The organism is Saccharothrix australiensis, from assembly GCF_003634935.1.
Classification (GTDB): Bacteria; Actinomycetota; Actinomycetes; order Mycobacteriales; family Pseudonocardiaceae; genus Actinosynnema; species Actinosynnema australiense.
The window spans coordinates 952,383-972,438 of sequence record NZ_RBXO01000001.1 but is presented as its reverse complement, the minus strand read 5'-3'; the positions used below and the strand labels follow the sequence as shown (position 1 = coordinate 972,438).

Here is a 20,056-nt window from a genome sequence, read left to right as displayed (position 1 = left end):
CGGATCGCGTGAGGCACGATCGTCCGAATGAGCTTCTACGACGTCTTGCACCGCCGCCGGGACACCAGGGGTGAGTTCACCGGCGCCCCGATCCCGCAGGACGTGCTGCACCGGGTGCTCGGCGCGGCGCACGCGGCGCCGAGCGTCGGCCTCTCCCAGCCGTGGGACTTCATCCTCGTCCGCGACGAGCACACCCGGCGCGCGTTCCGCGACCACGTCCAGGCCGAGCGGAGCGTGTTCGCCTCCGGCCTCGACGGCGAGCGCGCCGAGACGTTCGCCCGGATCAAGGTCGAGGGCATCCTGGAGTCCACCCTGGGCGTGGTCGTCACCTACGACCCGGACCGCGGCGCGCCCGCCGTGCTGGGCAGGCACGCCATCGCCGACGCGGGCCTGTACTCGGTGTGCCTGGCCATCCAGAACCTGTGGCTCGCGGCCACCGCCGAGGGCCTGGGCGTCGGCTGGGTCAGCTTCTACCGCGAGGACGCGCTGCGCCGCCTGCTGGACATCCCGCCGACCGTGCGACCGGTGGCGTGGCTGTGCGTGGGACCGGTCGACGCCCTGCCCGACGCGCCCGACCTGGAGCGCCACGGCTGGCGCAACCGGCTTCCCCTGGAGGCAGTCCTGCACGAGGAGCGGTACACCCGGCGTCCCTCCCGGTAGCCTGTGGAAACCGTGCCGCAGGCGGACGGGCCCGCGTACCCGTCCGCCGAGTCGGAATGGAGTGTCGAGCACGAGTGGAGCAGCCAGACCCGCTGACAGCGGTGCCCCAACCGGACCTTGAGGTCAAGGCGTTGCTGAACGCTGGCCGCCTGCCGGAGGCGAACACCCTGTTCGACGAGGTCGTGAGCCGCGTGCCACCCGGCGCGGACCGGTGGGTGCGGTCGGCGGTGCTGGTGAACCGGGCCAAGCTGGCGTGGCGGCTGGGCCGCATCCCGCTCGCGCTGGAGCTGGCCGCCGAGGGCTGGACCGACCTCGACGCCGAGCACGCCGACAGCCCCGCCGCCGCGCAGGCCATCCACGCCCTGGCCTACCTGCTGGAGGGCATCGGCAACCGCCGCGCCGCGATCGACATGCTGCGGCTGTCCGTGCAGGTGGCCCGCCGCTCGAACGTCCCCGAGGTGCTCGGCCACTGCCTCCAGGGCCTGGGCGGCACGCTGAACCTCCGCGCCATCGCGTCACCGCCGGAACTCGCGCCCGGCATCTTCGCCGAGGCCAGGGACCACCTGCGGGAGGGCTTGGCGCTGGCGCACGACGAGCAGATGCGGCGCGCGCTGCTGGGCGCGTACAGCCGCTCGCTGGCGGGCGTCGGCGACCTGGCCGCCGCCGAGGAGGCCGCCACCGAGACGCTGCGCCAGGCGGCCAAGGCCGACGACAAGTGGGCCCAGGCGGTCGCGAACTGGGTGCTCGCGGTGGTGCGCCGCGAGCAGGACGAGCTGACCGAGGCGCGCACCCTGGCGAGCCGCGCGGTGGCCTCGGCCGAGGCGATCAACGACACGTCGCTGCTGCTGCGGCTCTCCCTGGACCTGGCCGACATCTGCGCCCGGATGAACGACCCGGTCGGCGAGGCGACCGCGCTGCGCTGCTCGGTCGCGGCGGGCCGGACCGCCACCGAGACGCTCCAGGAGGGCCTGGCGCAGGCGCTGGAGCAGCGCCGGGTCGCCGTGCAGGCCCAGCGCCTGGCCGTGGCGGCGCAGGAGGCCGCCGCCCGCGACCCGCTGACCGGCCTGGCGAACCGCCTCGGCCTGGAGCGCGCGGCGGCCGGCCTGCTGGAGAGCACCGCCGCGCGCGGCCGGGTGCCGTGGCTGGTGCTGGTCGACGTCGACTGGTTCAAGGGCGTCAACGACGACGCCGGGCACGCGGCGGGCGACGCGGCGCTGCGCGAGATCGCCCAGCTGCTGCGCCGCGAGTGCCGGGCGGGCGACCTCGTGGCCCGGTGGGCGGGCGACGAGTTCGTGGTCCTGCTCGGCGACGCCGACGGCAACTCGCACGACGTGGGCCCGACCGTCGCCGAGCGCATCCGGGCGGCGGTGGACGGCCACGACTGGACGATGGTGCTGGGCACCACCCGCCGACCGACCGTGAGCATCGGGGTGGCGGCGGGGCCGGCCAAGCTCGACCAGCTGTTCGCCGCCGCCGACATGGCCCTGTACCGGGCCAAGCGGCACGGCCGCAACCGCGTCGAGGTGGAGCGGTCGGCGCACGTCCCGGAGATCTTCAGCGGCGGGTGATCCCCGGCGGTCGGCCGGTTGCCCGGCGGGCGGGTCGTCCTCCCGGCGGGCGGGCGACTCCGGCGAACGGGCGGTCCCCGGCGGGCGGGTGGTACCCGGCAAGCGGACGAACCCCGGCGGGCGGGTATCGCCCGGCGCCCCGGTTCAGGCGATCAGGCCGCCCCGGAACGCCACCAGCGCCGCCTGCACGCGGTTGACCGCGCCGATCTTGCCCAGCACCGACGACACGTAGCCCTTCACGGTGGCCTCCGACAGGTGCAGCGTCCCGCCGATCTCGGCGTTCGACATGCCCTGTCCGATCAGGACCAGCACCTCGCGCTCCCGTTCGGACAGCGACGCGAGCAGCCGCCGCGCGGGTTCCGCGGCGCGTTCGCCGTCCGCCACGGCGGCCAGCACGCGCGCCGCCACACCGGGGTCGAGCACCGCGCCGCCGACGGCCAGGTCGCGCACCGCCCGCACGAGCTGGTCGGGCTCGGTGTCCTTGAGCAGGAAGCCGGACGCGCCGAGGCGCAGCGCCTCCGACACGTACTCGTCCACGTCGAACGTGGTCAGCATGGCGATCCGCGGCGGATCGGGGATCGCGCGCAGCCGGCGCAGCGCCATGAGCCCGTCCGAGGACCGCATCCGGATGTCCAGCAGCACGACGTGCGGGCGGTGCTGGCGGGCCAGGTCGGCCACCAGGTGCCCGTCGTCGCATTCGGCCACGACCTCGATGTCGTCGGCGCTGCTGAGGATCATGCGAAGGCCGGACCGGACGAGGTCCTCGTCGTCGGCCAGCATCACCTTGATCACGACGCCTCCCCGAGTTGGCGTTTCGTGTTCGTACCCGTCCAGCATCGCGCACGAACACGCAAGCTGACGTTAATTCACCGTTATCTCACCACGGAACCGCTGCGGCACAGCCTTTTCACAGTTGCCAGGAGGTCGCGGACGCCATTCGGGTGATCACGCGACATCCCGCCGCGGAGGGGTCCACCGGGCAGGGCTCGTCGTCCGCGGCGCGGGTCGCACGGGCCGGATTCCCTTGCACCGCCCCGGATCGATCCAGGTTCACCACCCAGAATGCGAATGACTTTCGCGAATCAATACCTGTGAGTAACGTGCGTCACAGGAACCCTCCTGGAAGGAGCTTCGCGTCATGCGGAGAGCCGCCCGATCCCTGGCGGTGGTCGCACTCCTCGCGACGGCCGCCGTCACCGTTCCCACCGGCGAGGCGTCGCCGCGCACCACCGGCGAGGCGTCGCCGCGGACGACCGCCTTCGCCCCGGACGACCACTGCCTCGGCCAGTGCCACGACCTGCTGCCGCCGGGCCAGAACGGCCACGCCACCCTCGCCGACATCCTGTCGCACAAGGCGTTCGGCACCCGGCCCGCGCACTCCGCCGACCAGCTCGGCAGGTACGACGCCCTGGTGCCCGGCTACTCGGGGCTGACCAACGAGCAGCTCGGCGCGTTCTTCAACGACGCCTCCTTCGGCGTGCCGGCCGACCAGGTGGAGAGCACCGTCAAGCCGCGCGCGGACGTCACCATCATCCGCGACAAAACCCTTGGCATGCCGCACATCCACGGCACCACCCGCGCCGGCACGGAGTTCGGCGCGGGCTACGCCGCCGCGCAGGACCGGCTGTGGCTGATGGACCTGTTCCGCCACCTGGGACGCGGTCAGCTGACCGGGTTCGCGGGCGGCGCGGAGGCCAACCGGGCCCTGGAGCAGAGCTTCTTCCGGCAGATCCCGTACACCGAAGCCGACCTCCAGCGGCAGATCGACCGGCTGGCGTCCCGAGGACCGCGCGGGCGGCAGGCCCTCCAGGACGTCACGGACTACGTGGCCGGCGTCAACGCCTACCTCGCGGCGGCGGTGAACGGACGGTACTTCCCCGGCGAGTACGTCCTGACCGGACACGCCGACGCGATCACCAACCGGAACGACATCCAGCCGTTCAAGACCACCGACCTGGTCGCCATCGCTGCGGTCGTCGGCGGCCTGTTCGGCGCGGGCGGCGGCGGCGAGGTGCGGAACGCGCTCGTCAAGCTGGCCGCGCAGAACCGCTACGGCGCGACGGTGGGCGACCGGGTGTGGCGGTCGTTCCGCCAGGAGGACGACCCGGAGTCGGTGCTGACCCTGCACGACGGACAGCGCTTCCCGTACGCCGCGACGCCCGCCGACGCGCGCGGCGTGGCGCTGCCCGACGGCGCGGTCACCCCGGAGCCGGTGGTCCACGACGAGACCTCCGCCGGTCCGCCGTCCACTGTGGACACACCGTCGGACCTGGCCGCACTGCGCGGCATCTTCGCCGACGGCGTGCTCCCCGCGGACCTGTTGACCAAGAAGCACGGCATGTCCAACGCGCTGGCCGTGTCCGGGGCGCACACCGACACCGGCAACCCGATCGCCGTGTGGGGACCGCAGACCGGCTACTTCGCGCCGCAACTGCTGATGTTGCAGGAACTCCACGGTCCCGGCATCCGGGCGCGCGGCGTGTCGTTCGCCGGCGTGAGCATGTACGTCCAACTGGGCCGGGGCCTCGACTACTCGTGGAGCGCCACGTCGGCGGGGCAGGACATCACCGACACGTACGCCGTGGAGCTGTGCGAACCGGACGGGAAGCCTGCGAGCGCCGCGTCCCGGCACTACCTGTACCACGGGCAGTGCCTGCCGTTCGAGCGCATCGAGCGCAGGAACGCGTGGCGGCCGACGATCGCCGACCCGACGCCCGCCGGGTCGTACGCGCTGGTCGTGCACCGCACCAAGTACGGCCTCGTGCAGAGCCGCGCGCAGGTCGGCGGCAAGCACGTCGCCTACACCTCGCTGCGCTCCACCTACCTGCACGAGGTCGACTCGATCATCGGGTTCCAGGAGTTCAACGACCCGGACGCGATCAGGTCCGCGCAGGACTTCCAGCGCGCCGCCGAGCACATCGGGTACGCGTTCAACTGGTTCTACGTCGACGCGGACGACACGGCGTACTTCAACTCCGGCGCCAACCCGGTGCGAAAACCGCACGTCGACCCGAACCTGCCGATCAAGGCGGAGCCGGCCAACGAGTGGGAGGGCTGGGACCCGGACCCCAACACGGCGTCCTACACGCCGTTCGCGCAGCACCCGAACTCCGTGAACCAGGACTACTACATCTCCTGGAACAACAAGCAGGCACTGGGCTACACGGCCGCCGGTTACGGCAACGGCTCGGTGCACCGCGGCGACCTGCTCGACGACCGCGTGCGGGCATTGGTCTCCGGCGACCACAAGGTGACCCGTGCGTCGTTGACCCAGGCGATGACGGAGGCCGGCGTGGCGGACCTGCGGGCCGAGCAGGTGCTGCCCGACCTGTTGCGGGTCATCGACACCGCCCCGGTCACCGACCCGGCGCTCGCCGCGACCGTCGGGAAGCTGCGCGAGTGGCAGCGCTTCGGGTCGCTGCGCAAGGAGACGTCGCGCGGCAGCAAGGCGTACGCGCACGCCGACGCCATCCGGGTGCTGGACGCGTGGTGGCCCCTCCTGGTGCGCGCCCAGTTCCAGCCGGGTCTCGGCGACGCCCTGTACACGCGGCTGACCGAGGCCCTCCAGGTCGACGAGCCGCCGTCGGACACCAGCGGGACCGCGCCGCACAAGGGTTCCGCGTTCCAGCACGGCTGGTGGAGCTACGTCGACAAGGACCTGCGCGCCGTGCTCGGCGACCGCGTCGAGGGCCCGCTGGGCGCGGAGTACTGCGGCGGCGGTGACCTGGCCGCGTGCCGCCGAGTCGTGCTGGACAGCCTCGCACGGGCCGCGGCCGTGCCCGCCACCGCGGTCTACCCCGGCGACGAGGGCTGCGCGGCGGGCGACCAGTGGTGCGCCGACACCATCGTCCACCGGGCGATGGGCGGCATCACCCACGACCGCGTCCACTGGCAGAACCGGCCCACCTACCAGCAGGTGGTGCAGTTCCCGGCGCGGCGCGGGGCGGACCTCGCGAACCTGGCGTCCGGCGCGACGGCGTCCGCGAGCAGCCACGAGCGCGGTTGGCACCACGCACCGCCCGCCCACGCCGTGGACGGCCGGGCGGACACGCGGTGGGCGAGCGACTGGAGCGACCACCAGTGGCTCGCGGTCGACCTCGGCGCGGACCGCCGGGTCGGCCGGGTCGTGCTGCACTGGGAGGCCGCGCACGCCCGGTCGTACCGGGTCGAGGTGTCGTCCGACGGCACGCGCTGGCGGGAGGCGCACGCGACGACCGCGGGCGACGGCGGGCGGGACGTCGTGGCGTTCCCGCCCACCACGGCACGATTCGTACGAATGACCGGTATCCAACGGGCCACGGGATACGGATACTCGCTTTACGAGCTTGAGGTCTACGCCACGTAGGCCGGTCCGCAGGAAGACCCCGGTCCACCCCCAGGGACCGGGGTCTTCCGCTTGCCCGGCTAACCCAGGAACAGGTAGTTGCGCACGTCGGGGCGGATCCGGTCGACCTGCTGCCAGCCGGTGCGCCGCCACGCGTGCATCCGGTAGCCGCGCTCGGCGAGCCACTCCACGACGTCCGGGGCGCGGTAGCCGAACCGCAGCACGTGGCGCTCCTCGATCTCCAGGAGGAGCTTGGGCCGGAACCGCTCGATGGTCTCCACGCCGCCCTCCAGCACCCGCAGCTCCGCGCCCTCGACGTCGGCCTTCACGAAGTCGAGCCGGTCGATCCCGTTGGCCGCGCAGAACCGGTCGAGGGTGTCGGTGCGCACCACGACCTCCAGGTGCTCGGCGAACTCGGCGTTGGACCCGAGCCCGTCCGCGCCGGCCGTGAGGAACGACCGCCCGGTGACCGGCAGCCCGTGCCGCACCGGGACGCTCATGACGTCCCGGCCCTCGCGCGTGCCCAGGGCGACGGAGTGCCGCACGATGTTCCGGCCCTCGCGCGGTCGCAGCAGGTAGGACAGGGCGGGGTGGGCGAACACCAGCGGCTCGACGCTGTGCACCGTCCCCTGTGGACCGACGAGGCGGGACAGCGAGACGGTGTAGAGGCCGAGCGCGGCGCCGATGTCGAGGCACACGTCGCCGGGGCGGACCACTTCGCCCAGGCCGTTCAACTCGGGTTCGACGAACGGCGTGACGCGGGCCAACACGCGCAGCGCGCCGGCCACGGCCGCGCCGCGCACCTCGGTCAGGTTCTGGTTCACGCACCCACAGTAGAGAAATCAGGGCAGCGGCTTGGTGCCGTTCTGGTGGGGAAGCCCGACCTGTTCGGCGAATTCGGTCGCCACCGACGCGCCGCCGTAGATGCCCAGCGCCTTGGCCAGGTGCAGGCGGAGGTCCTGCCGGTGCCCGTCGGACAGCCGCGGGAGAGCGCTTTCAAAGCTGGAGACCAACGTGTCGGCCCAGTGGCCGTCACCGCGCTGGGACGCGATCCGCACCAGCTCACCGAGGTGCTGGGACAGGGCGACGGCCTGCTCCACCTGGTAGCCGTTGCGGTACAGCCACCAGATCGTGGCGGTCGACAGGTCGGTCAGCACCTCGTCCCGCAGGTACTTGATCTCGGCCCGCTCGGCGTCCCGTTCCGCCTGGCGGACCGTGGTGGTCTGGAGCAGCTCGATGTGCTTGCGGGCCATGTCGAGGTCCGCCTCGTCGACGGACAGCTCCACCCCTTCGGCCCGCGCCCAGACGTGCGTGCCCTCGACCTGCCGCTCGGCGGACAGCTCGTCGCCGAGCTGGTGCTGGAGCGGCGCGTGGTGGACCAGCATGGCCCGCTCGGTGACGTCGCGGGCGCGCCGGACGATGTCGTTGATCGCCGCGCTGCGCGGCACGTTGTGCCGTGCGCCGGTGGTCAGGTCGAGCCGCCAGTGCACGGTCATCCGGGCGCGGAAGTCCAGGCCGTAGACGGCGCTGGGCAGCGGCGTCTCGAAGACGTGCTGGTGCGACGAGGAGGGCGGCTCGAAGGTGAACTCCTCAGCACCCCGCACGCGCCGCCGTCGCCACCAGGCGCCGAGGGCGCCGAGGGGTCCGGGCCGAAAGTCAGGCCAAGGTCTGCCGCTCATGGAGGGTCTTCCGCTTCCGCCGAAGTGGGCCAAGCCGCCTCAGTCTCTACCGGAACCGACCGGGAGATTGAAGGCGGGCCACCCCACTTCGCCTGAACAGCGGACAAGCGCCCACCCCAACCCACCACCCGCAGCAACCACCACCGACCACCAGGGTGACCCACCGCACAGCCGGCCCCACCCGGGCAGGCAGCCGGGGCGACCCGGTACGCTGCCCCGTGCGCCCTCGTAGCTCAGGGGATAGAGCATCGGTTTCCTAAACCGTGTGTCGCAGGTTCGAATCCTGCCGGGGGCACTCACCTTTCGCCGGGTGATGCAGAGCCTCTGACCTCGTCAAACAGGTCAGAGGCTCTTGCTTTCAGTAGGCGCTGAGGTCGATCACTTATCGTGTCCGTGGGGCTACACGTGGTGCGAGTCCGGCGTAGCTAGGCCCCTTGAGCACCGCGAAGGCAGGCAAGAAGCCCCGCGAGCGGGGCGAGATCGAGGAGCTTCCCAGCGGCTCCCTGCGGGTCAAGGTGTACGCGGGCATCGACCCGCTGACCGGCCGCAGGCTCTACCTGACCGAAACCGTGCCGCCCGGCAAGAGCGCTCGGAAGACTGCCGAAAAGGCTCGCATCCGATTCATCAACCAGGTTGACGAACAACGAAACCCGAAGACCAAGGCCAATGTGAACCGGCTCATGGACCGGGTCAATATCAGACTTGATTTCATTCTGACACAGGCCGCCAAGCCGGTGGCCATCCGCACTGCCGGTGGTGCGCACCCCTTCGTGATCGCGCACCGCCGACGACCTCCCAGACGCAGGGAGCTGAAGTGACCACGACGGCAGGCTCTATAGATCAACCGACAACCTCACCCGATTCACCGATGGTGGTGGTGTACGGCTACCTCAGCGCCTCGGCACCGGATGAAGACGTGTTGTCCGACCAGCGTGAGCAGTTGAAACAGTTCTGCGCCGACAACGGCTACCGGCTCGGTGGGATGTTCACCGATCGAGGCGTACGGGCGGACCAGGCGAAGCGTCCGGGACTTGGTGGTCTCCTGGACGTTCTCGCTCTTGCCGACTCATATGGCGTAGTGGTGCCTGATCTCAGCCACTTCCCGAGTCGGGAGCCCGCTCGGGCCGTTGTACAGCGGGCAATCCGCCACACCGGCTCCGAAGTGATCGTGATCGGCGAGGTCGAGGTAGATGCGTAGCCGTGCGCGGGTCAATCCACAGACCGTCCATACAGGAAGGAAAGCAGTCATGACGGCAACACTCGCCGATGAGGTGCCGGAGCCCGGAGGCTCCACATCGTTCGCCGAAGCTGAGTTCGAAGCGCTGATCCAGGGAATACTGAAGGAAGACCCGCCTCGGTTGTTCGCGATCGTGGAGGAGTACGGGGAACGCGAGGATGCCCACGTGGGCGCGTGGGGTCTGGCGTTCTCGGACCACGCGGAGGTGATCACCACCGAAGGCACCCTCCGCGTGGGGACGCAGTCGGCGGACAGCGCCTTGCGCTTCTTCAAGGCCCCGAACATCACGCCCCGCGTGGTGTGGGCCGATGGCTTGGATGACACGTGGAGCGGGGTGACTCGATGACCAGCGGACTGGAGTGCGCGCTGGCCTGTGTCGACCGCGGGTGGCCCGTGATCCCGGGTGCCCTGTGGCACAGGGACAACTACATGGACCCGGTGTTCGGCCGCGAGCACGAGTCGTTGGACTTGTGTCCGGCGGACATGGCGGTCAGCGACGAAGAGTGGGTGCGGCGGTGGTGGCCGGTCCTGCCGAGTCGGTTGATGCGTTCGACCCTGGTGGTGACCACGGCGAACCTGGTCGGTGTGGCGTTGGAGTTGAACCGCGCGCAACACATCGTCGAGCGCGAAGCGTTCCAAGCCGACCCGACTCCGGTCGTGGTGGTTCCGGCCTTCGAGCACCCGGCCGTGTTCCTGCTGTCCTCGTCGCGCGGGTTGAGCGGCGAGGAGGTGCTTCCGGTCGGTTCCACGGTGCCGCTGCCGCCCGCGATGATCGAAGGCCGCGAGGTGACGTGGTTGTCGCCGATGGCTGAGTGTGAAGCGTTGATGGCCGGTGAGCAGTTGGCGCTCCTGATGATGTGAACACACCGGCCGGTGTGCAGTGACGGCTTCGTGTGGGCCGCACCTCGCTCAGAGGTGCGGCCCACACGTATTACAGACACCGTGGGACAGGTCACCTGTCACCCGTCCCACCCGTCACAAGAAGGCGTTTGCGCTGGTAGAACACGACCCCACGGTTGTCACACTCGACGTGACGGGTTGCGGTCGATGGGACGGGTGCGGTGACGGGTCAGCGATCACCCTCTGCATCCACGGCGGGGTGCGTCCGGTACCTCGTGACCGCCTCCCGGATCTCGGCCACGAGGTAGCCGCGTACCTGTCGGACGCCCATCTCGGTGGTGACCCGGTCGCGCCTCGGCTTGCACCCCAACTCGCCCATCTGCAAGCCGAAGGCAGTCGCCTCCGCATCCAGCTCGGCGACGAGTTCCGCAGTGGGGACGAAGTCACGTCCGCCGGGCTGAAGATCCTTCCCGAGGTAGGCCACCACCGATGCAAGTGGTTCGGGCAGTTCCGGTTCCGCGGTCCGTTCGGCCATCGTACCGACCACCCGCGCTGCCGTCGCACGGTCGAACACGGGCAGCGTTGCGTGTCCTGCCGCGTTCCCGGTGAGGGTTCCTTCTGCCTGGCGAAGCGCCCGGCCTCGGCGACAGATCACGCGCCAATCCTCGTTCGGCATGTAGTAGGTGCGCACGGTCGTCGCGAGCACATCGGGATCTGACGTGCCATCCCCATCAGGGCGAAGGATGCCGACCCCCTTGTGCGAGGCGAGGAGTCGGCTGCTGTCGTAGCCACGTGTGTTCATCTGTTCGCCCAGAACGATGTTGCTGTCCCTCCAGTCCATGACACGCAGGGCGAATCGCGAGCCCAGCACGGCTCGCAGGCCACTGGGGATGGTCCTGCTGTCCGGACGCTGGGTGGCGAGCACGAGCACGATGCCGGCAGCCGGTCCCTTGCGGGCAAGCCACGTGAGCAGCTCGCCCACGTACTCGCCCGCAGCGATCCGCTTGCCTTGGATCTCCAACGCTGTCCGATCTTCCAAGGGGACCTGTACCTCGTCGATGACGATGGCTGTCACCGGCATGTCCAGTCTCGGATCACGGGACATGTCTGGGGTGATCTTCGACTCCGGACAGACTTCATCGTCCAGTGCTTGCATCCGCCGGTACCGACCTTGGACCTCACCGACCAACTCCACCAACCAGTCGACAAGTGCCAGGACGTGTTCGGGTTCGTCACCGGACATGAACCGGTGCGCAACCTGCCCCGAGGCGTACCAGTCCTTGCCGGCCTTGAAGTCCGCCACGTACAGCCGGGTGTGCGGGTCCAGGACCAGCCCTGCGACTGCCAGGCGAGCAGCGAAGGTCTTCCCCTGCCTGGGGATCGCACCCACGAGCAGCGATGTCCACACCAACGGCAGCTCCACTTGGCGCTGACGTGCATCCCTCCCGAACGGCACCGGACGCCAAGCATCCCACCGTTGCGCGGACAGCAGTGGCGTCCGCTGCGGAGCAGCGCCATACGGGTCGTCGTCAGCCACCCAGAGCGCCACTCGACCCGCGTGGCCACCGCGGCCCCGCACCCGTTCCACGATGAGCTGGACTTCATCGACTGCCAACGCGGACGCCAACGCCTCACGGTTCTTCACGACATCGGTCGCCTTCCGCGTGGCCGGCAGGTCGACCACCACCGCCCAGCCGTCACCCTGCCTGGTCGTCCGCTCCACCAGTCGTAGCGCTTCGTCCTTTCCGATCAGCTTCGCGTCCCGGAACGCGTCCACAAGCACCTGGGGGTCCATGGTCCACGTCAACGCACGCGGACCGGCCAACACCGCCTTTCGACCGGGCGAACCGTCGTTGCGCCGACCCAACACCGCCAGCCCGGCAGCCGCAACGCCGCCCGCGAGCCACAGCACTTGATGCCCACACACGAGATCGAGCACGGACAGCGCCACACCGGTACCGGCGCCGGTAGCTCCGGTGACCTTCCACCGGAACAGGGTCAGCTCGCGGATGTCGCGGAACTTGTCCGCCAACTTCTCGGATGCTTCCGCGGCCTGCCGGTAGTCAGCCACCCGCACCCACGACCGCCACCACCGGACGGCGACCGCGAACCCGCGAACAACGGCCCTCAGGAATCGGAACGGCGATCGCACCGCACCCACCATCAGATTCTTGGTCGCCCGGCCGGCAGCCCGCCGCGACTTCAGTGCCGCCGGCACGCGTGGTGACTGGGTCCACCGGCTCGCGGCACGCGTCCACCACCCCTCAAGGCCCGCCTCGGTGATCGCTGGACGTGCCTGGTGGGTCCGCGTCACCGCCGCAGCCTCCCGCGTCAGCCGTTCCACTTCGCCTGCGTGGGTGGCGGGTGGCCGCCCGAAGGCGACCACCCTTCCCACACCCTTCGGGGCGTTCACCGTCGACCACCCCTGTGACCTGTGCCGTTCACTGCCGTCACGGTCAGTGCCCGCGTGAGGGCGTAGGCCGTGAACAGCGCTGGCAGCCCCAGCACCACCCACAGCAAGGTGGACTCGCGGTCGTGAGTGATCACGATCCACTGCACACCCGCGATGGCCCCTGCCATTGCCAGCACTCGCCCGGTCATCGAGAACAGGCGAGCGCCTGAGCGTGCCGCGTCCGCCGCGGCCCTGGCACGACGCGAACCGCCACGCCAGGCGATCACCAAGACCACCAGCGCACCCGCGCCCGCCAACACCTGGGTGGCGGTCAGCTCGACCGTCATGTCAACGGCCCCCTCTCGCCACCCATCCGCCCGCGACGGGTGAACCACACCCGGTGCAGTTCACGGAACTCCTCATCGGACAACCCGCTGCACACCCCGCCGCTGTACGGACCAGGCGTGCGCAGTTCCAACTCCAGGCACGCCCGCCACACCTGGCACCTACTTCCCGGCGGCACCGACTCTCCTTGCGAGTGGTCCGTATCGAGCACCGGACCGTAGAGCCACAAGCACCCAGCACCTCGGATGACGATCTCCTGGACGATGTCGTCCGGCACCAGCGCCAAACGATCCAGATCAGCGGCCATCAGCTCGAAGCGTTCGTGCTGGTTCACCACGGAGCACCGCCGGCCGCCTTGTCGAACTCGCGGGTGGCACGGCGCTCGGCAGCGATCCGGGCCGGGTCGACCAGCCCACCGGTCTCCGCCGCCCGTTCAAGCAGCCTTTCGAGCGCGATGGCGGGCACGACGTAGCGCGTCCGCAACCGGATCGCGGGGAACTCTCCATCACGGATCACTCGGTAGAGCGTCGAAGGGGCGACACGGAGAGTCCGTGCGGCCTCCCTGACTGTGTAGAACGCCGGTTTGGCGTTCACAGGCATGTCGTTCATGGCTGTTCAGGTCCTCACCGTGCGACTGAAGCCTAATATCAGACGGATTTATGGTCTGATTTCATCCCGATAAGGCACGTGAAAGGCCAAAACCGCTGGATGCTGCGTGTTCCCAGGTCAGCGGAAATGTGCCGCGCTACGCTCGACATTCAGGCGGAGCGCGGAGGAGCACGTGACCGGAGACTGGGCGGCGGTCGCACAGGCGATCAACCAGCGCATGGCCGAACTGGACATCAGCCAGCGCGAACTCACCGACCGATCCGGTGTATCCAAGGCCATCGTCGGAGAACTCCAGAACAACAGCGCACAGCGCCGAAGAAGCCGGCGGACGCTTGAGGCGCTGTCGACCGCACTCGACTGGCACGCCGGCCACCTGTCCGCGGTACTCGCCGGCCACCTGCCGCCCAGGCCAGGCGAACCGGCCCCGCGGAGCGCCGACGACCTCCCCGGCCGCTTGGCCGTGGTTGAGCACCAGCTCCGCGAGATCCGCCAGCAGCTCGAAGGCTTGGACGCCATCAGCGATCGGGTCGCCCAGCTCAACGAAAACGTCACCAAGATGCTCACGTACGTCGAATCGGATCTCAACCGGTCGAACCGCTGAGGGGTTCTGATGGCTGCTGCTTCTCATGCCAAGAAGTCAACGCCAAGCAGCCCGAACCAACCATGCAGTTCCGATGCAGGTCCAGTGCACCACCGATGCACTTCCGCTACACGTCACACCCCCGCAGGGGTGTGAACATGGACATGGCGCGAGGATGGACCGGCCGCACAGCCTGCGTGCTCCAAGCCGCACTACGCGAGAGCAACGAATCGTTCGCGAGCCGTCTAGGGATCTCGCCGCGGGCAGTCGCGAACTGGCACGAGAAACCCGCTCTCACCCCTAGAGCAGAGATGCAGCAACTTCTTGACCGGGCCTTGGAGACTGCTTCGGACGCAGCACAGTCAAGGTTCGCAACCTTGCTCGCCGCCGAACACCACATCACAACCGAACCGGTCTCACACACCGGGTCGAGCTATGCTCTGCGCGTTGCAATAGCAGTAGTACTTAAGGGGTATGAAATACTGATAGTTCAGCGTCGCGGCGAAGATGGGCGCGGAATTTCATGGCAGTTCCCAGCCGGAGTGGTGAAGCCAGGAGTGTCGGCGGAAACCGTCGCGATCCAAGAAACCCTCGGCGAGACAGGCGTCCACTGTGCGGTCGTACGCAACCTCGGCAGCCGTCTCCACCCCATCACCCACGTGTACTGTGACTACTTGCTCTGCGAGTACCTGGGTGGTGATGCACAGAACTTGGACGTCGTGGAGAACGTCAGCGTCACGTGGACCACGAGCGACCGGCTGACCCGCTTCATTCCGACTGACCGAATCTTCCCACCGATATTGCAAGCCATAGAGGAGCTGATCAATGAGTGACCAGACGCCCGAAACGACGCGACCGCCGATCGCAGCCGCCATCATCACGCAGAACGGTCGCGTTCTCATGGTCCGGCGTCGCGTGTCAGAGGGCAGCCTCTCGTGGCAATTTCCAGCCGGTGAGGTCGAGCCTGGTGAGTCGAGCGTGGAAGCAGCGGCACGAGAGGCCCACGAAGAGACTGGAGTTACGGCTTCCGATGGCACGTTGCTCGGTGAACGAGTACACCCTAAGACTGGTCGCACGATGGTCTATGCGGCGTTCAACCAGGTAACAGGTGAAGCTTCTGTGGTTGATGACGAAGAGCTTGACGCATTTGAATGGGTCTCCCACAGCCAGCTCCCCGAGTACGTGCCTTACGGCCTCTTCGAACCCGTCCAAGAATATCTCGACACCGAGCTTCGTCGCTGACGCGCCAGCGAGCGAGTCGTCAAGACAGCACGCCACCAGGCCGGCCCATGTACAGATGAAGCGCTCCACAAGTCTGACTGCCGTGTCAGAACAAGACGTCTGACAATCGACTACGGACGACCGACGAGTGCAAGAATTCAGGAAGGGGAACGCCTCCTACCGAGGTACGCCTCGATACCACGTCTTCAAGTGCATCGGATGGGAGAACGTCGAGTATCTCCACAGCGCGAACGGCCCACATCCTCGCCAGGTCAAACCGACGCAGCCCGCCGACATCTTCATCCCGGTAGCGGAAGGCCAAAGCATACGCAGTCTCAGCCGCGGCCCTTCTGTCAACCAGCAATTCGCGATCATAGGCCGCCTGCAACTCTTCCAGAGAAATCCGATGCGACACCTCGTCCAGTTTTCTCGCGTCGCCTCAGTAGGCATATTTTTCGGCCAGCGTCCGATACTCGAAGAGCTCAGATCCAGTGAACCAAACCGATATCTCGTACTTGGCCTCTTCGGGGTTCCCGGAAGCGTGGACGAGGTTCATTACCGCCTTTCCGGTAGTTTCGGAAGACAACCTCGTCTGATGCGCGAAGTCTCCGCGAATGGTGCCAATCTCGGCGTGCTCCGGAAACGTGCCACCGATGATTTTACGCACCTTGCCCACGACATCGACACCTTCCAGGGCCAACGCCACCACCGGGCTACTCTGCATGAACTCAGCCGTAGCGTTGTAGATGACCGAACCGGCACGTTCTTCGAGGTCGAAGTAGTGCCTGCGGGTGGACTCCGCATCCAAGTGTTTCATCTTGACGCCAACGATCTTGAGCGCCGCATCCTCAAATCGAGCGACAAGACGCCCGACCAACCCGCGGGCAACAGCATCCGGCTTGAGCAGCACTAGCGTCCGCTCCACACCGGCACCGGAAGTCGCAGCCACGACACCCCTTCCCAGCTCCAGTCCAGCCGCACAGCATCCAGGACCGCAACGTAGACCGACCTCAGGAGTGCGCAACTTGAGCGAGTACACAGTGGAGGGACGAAGCCGCCTCACCTACCACGCACGCGCGTGGTGCGGGTCGTGGTGCGAACTGTGGCGCAACCGTGACCACAGACGTCATGGTGCGAGTACCCGACGACCTATACATGCAGGTAGACGCCTCGTGGACGCCGGATAGGAGCATTCCTAAACCGTGTGTCGCAGGTTCGAATCCTGCCGGGGGCACTCACCTTTCGCCGGGTGAATCAGGCCCTGAGCAGCGGCAACGCGCTCGGGGCCTGAACTTTCCCGTCAGTCGCCATCGGCTGGAATCGGCCGCCGTCCTCCACGGGACTCACCACGGACTGACTACGGCCTCAGCGGGGCGCAATTCGGTCCGCCGGGGCGGGAGGAGGAAGCGGTCGAAGCCCGGCAGCTGTCGGATCGTAGCGAGCAGGTCGTCGTGCTCGGCCCACCGCGATCGGTCCGCGCGGTCGTCGAAAAGGCCCTTGACCAGCGCGAACGCGGTCAAGGGCCTTATTCGTCCGTCCGGCTGCGTCCGGTGGAGCCCGGCGTCTACGGGTGTCCGGGGAAAATACCGACCAAAGTTCGGGATAGCCCGGCCGGTGCTCCAGAGCAGCCTCCACGCGCTCCGGGCCGTGCCACTCCCCGTCGGTGCCGTGGCAGGAGCGGATGAAGATCCGGTCGTCCACTCCCACCGACCAGGTGTTCACCGACTTCGGTGTGCTGCCGTCCGGCAGGCGGCGGACACGCTGGAGCACTGCTCGGCGTTGATGTGTCCGTGCTCGTCCGGGTCCAGGTGGCCATCCCGGATCTCTCTGTCGTGTCCGACCGGTCAGAGCCGCTCGGTGAAGAACGGCGCGAGCGCACCGACGACTTCCTCGACGTACTTCTCGCCGTCGTAGAGGGACATGTGGTTCGCGCCCTCCACGACGTGGAAGCTCTTGTCGGTGCTCGCGGCACGCCCGTACAGGTCTTCGCTCATCCACTTCGACCCGGCTTCGCTCCCGGCGACGAGCAGCAGCGGCTGGGTCAGGAACGTCTCGGCCTTGTGGAAGGCGTCGTAGGTGACGATCTGGCTGAGGCTGCGGGTGGTCATCCAGCTGGGTGCGTTGGGGTGCTCGCAGCGCGAAGTGCGGTAGTACTCCCACGCCTCCTCCAACTCGGGGCTGGGTGCGTCTTCCTTGCGCAGCGGCGCGAGCGGGAACTGGTTGCCGTCCGGCGCGCCGGTGGCGTCGGAGGTACGGGCGGCGGCGGCTTGGGCCAGCACCGGTGCGGCGTCGGCGTCGGCCATCGCACCGTCCCAGCCGTTGCGGAACATCTGACCGATGTTGACCATGCTGACGGTGCCCACGGCCTTGATGCGGGGGTCGTTGATGGCGGCGTTGGCGGTGTACGCGGCGCCCGCGCAGATGCCCATGGCGCCGATCCGGTCCGCGTCGACGTAGGGCAGCGTGGTGAGGTGGTCCACGACCGCGCTGACGTCCTCGGTGCGGATGTACGGGTTCTCCAACTGGCGCGGGGTGCCGGTGCTCGCGCCCTGGAAGGACGCGTCGTAGGCGATGGTGACGAACCCGTGCCCGGCGAGCTTGCGCGCGTACAGACCGGCGGTCTGCTCCTTCACGCCCCCACCGGGGTGGGAGACGACGATCGCCGGGTAGCTGCCCTCCGCGTCGAACCCCGCCGGGAGGTAGGTGACGGCGGCCAGCGTCGTGCCGTACCCGTTGTGGGTCTGGATGCTGGTGTCCTCACTGGTCACGGCCTGGAGGGTGTCGGTCATGTCGTCGGCCTTCCTGTTCTTCACGAACTCTCTCGAACGTCCCATCCGGAGGAACACAGCTCAGTGAACACGCGGTCGCCGCCGTCCGCCGGGTCGAGCTGGTCGGGGTTCTGGCAGTACCTGGCAGGCCCGCGGGCCCGGTCATAGGCTGGCGGCGTGTCCCCGAAGAACCAGGCGGCGCGGGACTTCCTCACCACCCGGCGCGCGAAGATCACCCCCCGAATGGCCGGGCTGCCCGACTACGGCACGACGACCCGGCGCGTTCCCGGCCTGCGCCGCGAGGAGGTCGCACTGCTCGCGGGCGTGTCGGCCGACTACTACACCCGCATGGAGAAGGGGAACCTCGCCGGCGTCTCCGAAGAGGTCCTGGACGCCGTGGCTCGCGCCCTACAGCTGGACGAGGACGAGCGCCGCTACCTCCTCGACCTCGCCCGCGCCGCGCGCCGCCCCACCCGGGCGCCGGGCCGGACGCGTCGCGCCAGGGGTGTGTCGCACCGCGTGCAGCTGCTCATCGACAGCATGGGCGCGACCCCCGTCATCGCCCACGACGGCTGCCTCGACATCCTCGGCGCGAACCCGCTGGGCCGCGCCCTGTTCTCCGCCGCCTACGACAGCCCGACACGACGTTCGAGCACCGCACACCCGAACCTGGCCGCCTTCGTCTTCCTGGACCCGGCCGCTCAGGACTTCTACGCCGACATCGACGAAGCCGCCGCCGTCTGCGTGCACATGCTGCGCGCCCACGCAGGCGCCGCCCCCTACGACAAGCACCTCACCGGCCTCATCGGGGAACTGTCCACCCGCAGCCCCGAGTTCCGCACCAGGTGGGCCGCGCACGACGTCAGCACCCACCGCGCGGGCGCGAAGGCCCTGCACCACCACGACGTCGGCGAGCTCATCCTCGGCTTCGAGCAACTCACCATCGCCTCCACCCCGACCATCACCCTCTCCACCTATATCGCCGAACCCAATTCCCCGACCGCCGAACGACTCCAGCTCCTGGCCTCGTGGGCCCGCACGACCACCGCCGCGAACACGCCACAACCGTGACCCACCGGACCGGACCCACGCTCATTCACATGCAGCACGAGCCCGCACCATCGCCGCCCTCCCCCCGAACACAGGTCAGGGGCACGATCGGAGGGGTCGCAGGTTCGAGTCCCGCTGGGGGCACTCACCTTGCGCCGGGTGAATCAGGACCTGAGCAGTGGCAGCCCGCTCGGGGCCTGAACTCTTCCCGGCAACCGCCGCGAGCCGGGCACGGCTCGCATCCGCTGCCCCCGCGAGGTGGGACGCCCGACAAGCGCTCCAGGCGGCGAGCGACCTCACGACCGCAGCAGCGCCAACAGGTCCGCAGTCGTGAGGCTCGCCTGCTTGAGGATGGACGACAGGGTCCCCTTGGCGAGTTCGTCGTGGAGCGGAACGACAACGGTCCTACCGCCCTCGTTCCGGAGCTTCGCGTGGCTGCCCTTGGTCGATACGTGGTCGAACCCGGCCAGGCGCAGTGCGGCCATGACGCGAGCACCAGACACCACCGGCAGCGAAGGACTCACGGCCGGAAGACTACCCACAGAGAAGATCTACGCTGGAACGCAGATCTCCACTTGCGTCACCAGCGGGTGATCACGCGCCGGCGGCGGCACGGGCACGTCCTCGAAGTAGAGTTCCAGAGCCTCACGAAGGTTGCCGAGCGCTTCCTCGACCGTGCGCCCCTGGCTGGTGACCTCGACCTCAAGGCACCGAGCCACATACCAGTCGCCGTCACGAGTGACAGCGGCGGTGAAGGTGCGTGGGGTGGCCATGCACAAAGGT

The 20,056-nt window shown here is 68.8% G+C and carries 22 protein-coding genes and 1 tRNA gene; 12 read left to right on the top strand and 11 right to left on the bottom strand.

The genetic code is table 11. The annotated features are described in order from the left end of the window. Window positions 1-27 precede the first annotated feature (27 nt). Both bluB and C8E97_RS04740 read left to right on the top strand, forming a co-directional pair. Complete coding sequence (gene bluB, locus C8E97_RS04745) at window positions 28-660, top strand: 5,6-dimethylbenzimidazole synthase (RefSeq protein ID WP_121001994.1); 633 nt, start codon at window positions 28-30, stop codon at window positions 658-660. Between the two features lie 74 nt (window positions 661-734). Continuing rightward, window positions 735-2,228, top strand: a complete 1,494-nt coding sequence (locus C8E97_RS04740) for a GGDEF domain-containing protein (RefSeq protein ID WP_121001992.1) — start codon at window positions 735-737, stop codon at window positions 2,226-2,228. Window positions 2,229-2,372: 144 nt separating this feature from the next. Here the strand turns inward: C8E97_RS04740 and C8E97_RS04735 are convergent, their stop codons facing one another. Further along, window positions 2,373-3,020, bottom strand: coding sequence for a response regulator (locus tag C8E97_RS04735; RefSeq protein WP_121001990.1), 648 nt, complete (start codon window positions 3,018-3,020; stop codon window positions 2,373-2,375). A 346-nt stretch (window positions 3,021-3,366) separates the two neighbouring features. Here C8E97_RS04735 and C8E97_RS04730 point away from each other — a divergent pair, with 346 nt between their 5' ends. After that, complete coding sequence (locus C8E97_RS04730) at window positions 3,367-6,573, top strand: penicillin acylase family protein (RefSeq protein WP_121001988.1); 3,207 nt, start codon at window positions 3,367-3,369, stop codon at window positions 6,571-6,573. Window positions 6,574-6,632: 59 nt separating this feature from the next. On the opposite strand, the gene C8E97_RS04725 is transcribed toward C8E97_RS04730, so the two are convergent. After that, complete coding sequence (locus C8E97_RS04725; RefSeq protein WP_121001985.1) at window positions 6,633-7,376, bottom strand: FkbM family methyltransferase; 744 nt, start codon at window positions 7,374-7,376, stop codon at window positions 6,633-6,635. Window positions 7,377-7,394: 18 nt separating this feature from the next. Beyond that, the gene (locus tag C8E97_RS04720) at window positions 7,395-8,156 is read right to left on the bottom strand and encodes a hypothetical protein (RefSeq protein WP_246018673.1); all 762 of its coding nucleotides are present in this window, start codon (window positions 8,154-8,156) and stop codon (window positions 7,395-7,397) included. Between the two features lie 297 nt (window positions 8,157-8,453). Here C8E97_RS04720 and C8E97_RS04715 point away from each other — a divergent pair. The 5 genes from C8E97_RS04715 to C8E97_RS04695 all read left to right on the top strand — a co-directional run bounded on the left by C8E97_RS04715 (window position 8,454) and on the right by C8E97_RS04695 (window position 10,329). Then, window positions 8,454-8,526 (top strand) — tRNA-Arg (locus tag C8E97_RS04715). Between the two features lie 139 nt (window positions 8,527-8,665). Next, window positions 8,666-9,049: a hypothetical protein gene (locus C8E97_RS35155; RefSeq protein ID WP_211346911.1), complete on the top strand. Its 384-nt coding sequence runs from the start codon at window positions 8,666-8,668 to the stop codon at window positions 9,047-9,049. After that, the gene (locus C8E97_RS04705) at window positions 9,046-9,429 is read left to right on the top strand and encodes a recombinase family protein (RefSeq protein ID WP_147454997.1); all 384 of its coding nucleotides are present in this window, start codon (window positions 9,046-9,048) and stop codon (window positions 9,427-9,429) included. The genes C8E97_RS35155 and C8E97_RS04705 overlap by 4 nt, the downstream gene beginning before the upstream one ends. Before the next feature lie 49 nt (window positions 9,430-9,478). After that, the gene (locus C8E97_RS04700) at window positions 9,479-9,814 is read left to right on the top strand and encodes a hypothetical protein (RefSeq protein ID WP_121001980.1); all 336 of its coding nucleotides are present in this window, start codon (window positions 9,479-9,481) and stop codon (window positions 9,812-9,814) included. Between the two features lie 83 nt (window positions 9,815-9,897). After that, on the top strand, window positions 9,898-10,329 hold the full coding sequence (locus C8E97_RS04695) for a hypothetical protein (RefSeq protein WP_147454996.1): 432 nt from the start codon (window positions 9,898-9,900) through the stop codon (window positions 10,327-10,329). A gap of 208 nt (window positions 10,330-10,537) precedes the next feature. Here the strand turns inward: C8E97_RS04695 and C8E97_RS04690 are convergent, their stop codons facing one another. The 4 genes from C8E97_RS04690 to C8E97_RS04675 form a co-directional block, all read right to left on the bottom strand. Then, window positions 10,538-12,472 carry an FtsK/SpoIIIE domain-containing protein gene (locus C8E97_RS04690; RefSeq protein WP_121010778.1) on the bottom strand — a complete coding sequence of 645 codons (1,935 nt, stop codon included), beginning with the start codon at window positions 12,470-12,472 and terminating at the stop codon, window positions 10,538-10,540. Between the two features lie 245 nt (window positions 12,473-12,717). Then, window positions 12,718-13,047: a hypothetical protein gene (locus C8E97_RS04685; protein WP_121001976.1), complete on the bottom strand. Its 330-nt coding sequence runs from the start codon at window positions 13,045-13,047 to the stop codon at window positions 12,718-12,720. Beyond that, entirely contained in the window at window positions 13,044-13,379 is a 336-nt protein-coding gene (locus tag C8E97_RS04680) for a hypothetical protein (RefSeq protein WP_147454995.1), read from the bottom strand. The genes C8E97_RS04685 and C8E97_RS04680 overlap by 4 nt, the downstream gene beginning before the upstream one ends. After that, window positions 13,376-13,654: a helix-turn-helix domain-containing protein gene (locus C8E97_RS04675; protein WP_246018671.1), complete on the bottom strand. Its 279-nt coding sequence runs from the start codon at window positions 13,652-13,654 to the stop codon at window positions 13,376-13,378. Before C8E97_RS04675 ends, C8E97_RS04680 begins: the two co-directional genes overlap by 4 nt. 172 nt (window positions 13,655-13,826) lie before the next feature. On the opposite strand from C8E97_RS04675, the gene C8E97_RS04670 reads away from it, so the two are divergent. The 3 genes from C8E97_RS04670 to C8E97_RS04660 all read left to right on the top strand — a co-directional run bounded on the left by C8E97_RS04670 (window position 13,827) and on the right by C8E97_RS04660 (window position 15,476). Further along, window positions 13,827-14,255, top strand: coding sequence for a helix-turn-helix domain-containing protein (locus C8E97_RS04670; RefSeq protein WP_121001972.1), 429 nt, complete (start codon window positions 13,827-13,829; stop codon window positions 14,253-14,255). A gap of 290 nt (window positions 14,256-14,545) precedes the next feature. Continuing rightward, entirely contained in the window at window positions 14,546-15,067 is a 522-nt protein-coding gene (locus C8E97_RS04665) for an NUDIX hydrolase (RefSeq protein ID WP_211346910.1), read from the top strand. Further along, window positions 15,060-15,476, top strand: a complete 417-nt coding sequence (locus C8E97_RS04660) for an NUDIX hydrolase (RefSeq protein WP_121001970.1) — start codon at window positions 15,060-15,062, stop codon at window positions 15,474-15,476. Before C8E97_RS04665 ends, C8E97_RS04660 begins: the two co-directional genes overlap by 8 nt. A 418-nt stretch (window positions 15,477-15,894) precedes the next feature. On the opposite strand, the gene C8E97_RS04650 is transcribed toward C8E97_RS04660, so the two are convergent. Continuing rightward, window positions 15,895-16,404, bottom strand: coding sequence for a nucleoside-diphosphate kinase (locus C8E97_RS04650; protein ID WP_121001966.1), 510 nt, complete (start codon window positions 16,402-16,404; stop codon window positions 15,895-15,897). Between the two features lie 895 nt (window positions 16,405-17,299). Beyond that, window positions 17,300-18,268, bottom strand: a complete 969-nt coding sequence (locus C8E97_RS04645; RefSeq protein ID WP_246018669.1) for an alpha/beta hydrolase — start codon at window positions 18,266-18,268, stop codon at window positions 17,300-17,302. Between the two features lie 132 nt (window positions 18,269-18,400). Between C8E97_RS04645 and C8E97_RS04640 the strand changes: the two genes are divergently transcribed. Then, window positions 18,401-19,294: a helix-turn-helix transcriptional regulator gene (locus C8E97_RS04640; RefSeq protein ID WP_121001964.1), complete on the top strand. Its 894-nt coding sequence runs from the start codon at window positions 18,401-18,403 to the stop codon at window positions 19,292-19,294. Between the two features lie 275 nt (window positions 19,295-19,569). Here the strand turns inward: C8E97_RS04640 and C8E97_RS04635 are convergent, their stop codons facing one another. Continuing rightward, window positions 19,570-19,758, bottom strand: coding sequence for a type II toxin-antitoxin system HicA family toxin (locus C8E97_RS04635; RefSeq protein ID WP_211346909.1), 189 nt, complete (start codon window positions 19,756-19,758; stop codon window positions 19,570-19,572). 66 nt (window positions 19,759-19,824) lie between these two features. After that, window positions 19,825-20,046, bottom strand: coding sequence for a type II toxin-antitoxin system HicB family antitoxin (locus tag C8E97_RS04630; RefSeq protein ID WP_121010764.1), 222 nt, complete (start codon window positions 20,044-20,046; stop codon window positions 19,825-19,827). Window positions 20,047-20,056: the final 10 nt, after the last annotated feature.

What these genes read in the sequence shown, in the direction of transcription:
- bluB (WP_121001994.1), top strand. Translation starts at nt 28, where the DNA reads ATGAGCTTCTACGACGTCTTGCACCGCCGCCGGGACACCAGGGGTGAG.
- C8E97_RS04730 (WP_121001988.1), top strand. Translation starts at nt 3,367, where the DNA reads ATGCGGAGAGCCGCCCGATCCCTGGCGGTGGTCGCACTCCTCGCGACG.
- C8E97_RS04700 (WP_121001980.1), top strand. Translation starts at nt 9,479, where the DNA reads ATGACGGCAACACTCGCCGATGAGGTGCCGGAGCCCGGAGGCTCCACA.
- C8E97_RS04695 (WP_147454996.1), top strand. Translation starts at nt 9,898, where the DNA reads ATGGACCCGGTGTTCGGCCGCGAGCACGAGTCGTTGGACTTGTGTCCG.
- C8E97_RS04690 (WP_121010778.1), bottom strand. Translation starts at nt 12,472, where the DNA reads ATGGTGGGTGCGGTGCGATCGCCGTTCCGATTCCTGAGGGCCGTTGTT.
- C8E97_RS04685 (WP_121001976.1), bottom strand. Translation starts at nt 13,047, where the DNA reads ATGACGGTCGAGCTGACCGCCACCCAGGTGTTGGCGGGCGCGGGTGCG.
- C8E97_RS04675 (WP_246018671.1), bottom strand. Translation starts at nt 13,654, where the DNA reads ATGAACGACATGCCTGTGAACGCCAAACCGGCGTTCTACACAGTCAGG.
- C8E97_RS04665 (WP_211346910.1), top strand. Translation starts at nt 14,546, where the DNA reads ATGCAGCAACTTCTTGACCGGGCCTTGGAGACTGCTTCGGACGCAGCA.
- C8E97_RS04660 (WP_121001970.1), top strand. Translation starts at nt 15,060, where the DNA reads ATGAGTGACCAGACGCCCGAAACGACGCGACCGCCGATCGCAGCCGCC.
- C8E97_RS04635 (WP_211346909.1), bottom strand. Translation starts at nt 19,758, where the DNA reads ATGGCCGCACTGCGCCTGGCCGGGTTCGACCACGTATCGACCAAGGGC.
- C8E97_RS04630 (WP_121010764.1), bottom strand. Translation starts at nt 20,046, where the DNA reads ATGGCCACCCCACGCACCTTCACCGCCGCTGTCACTCGTGACGGCGAC.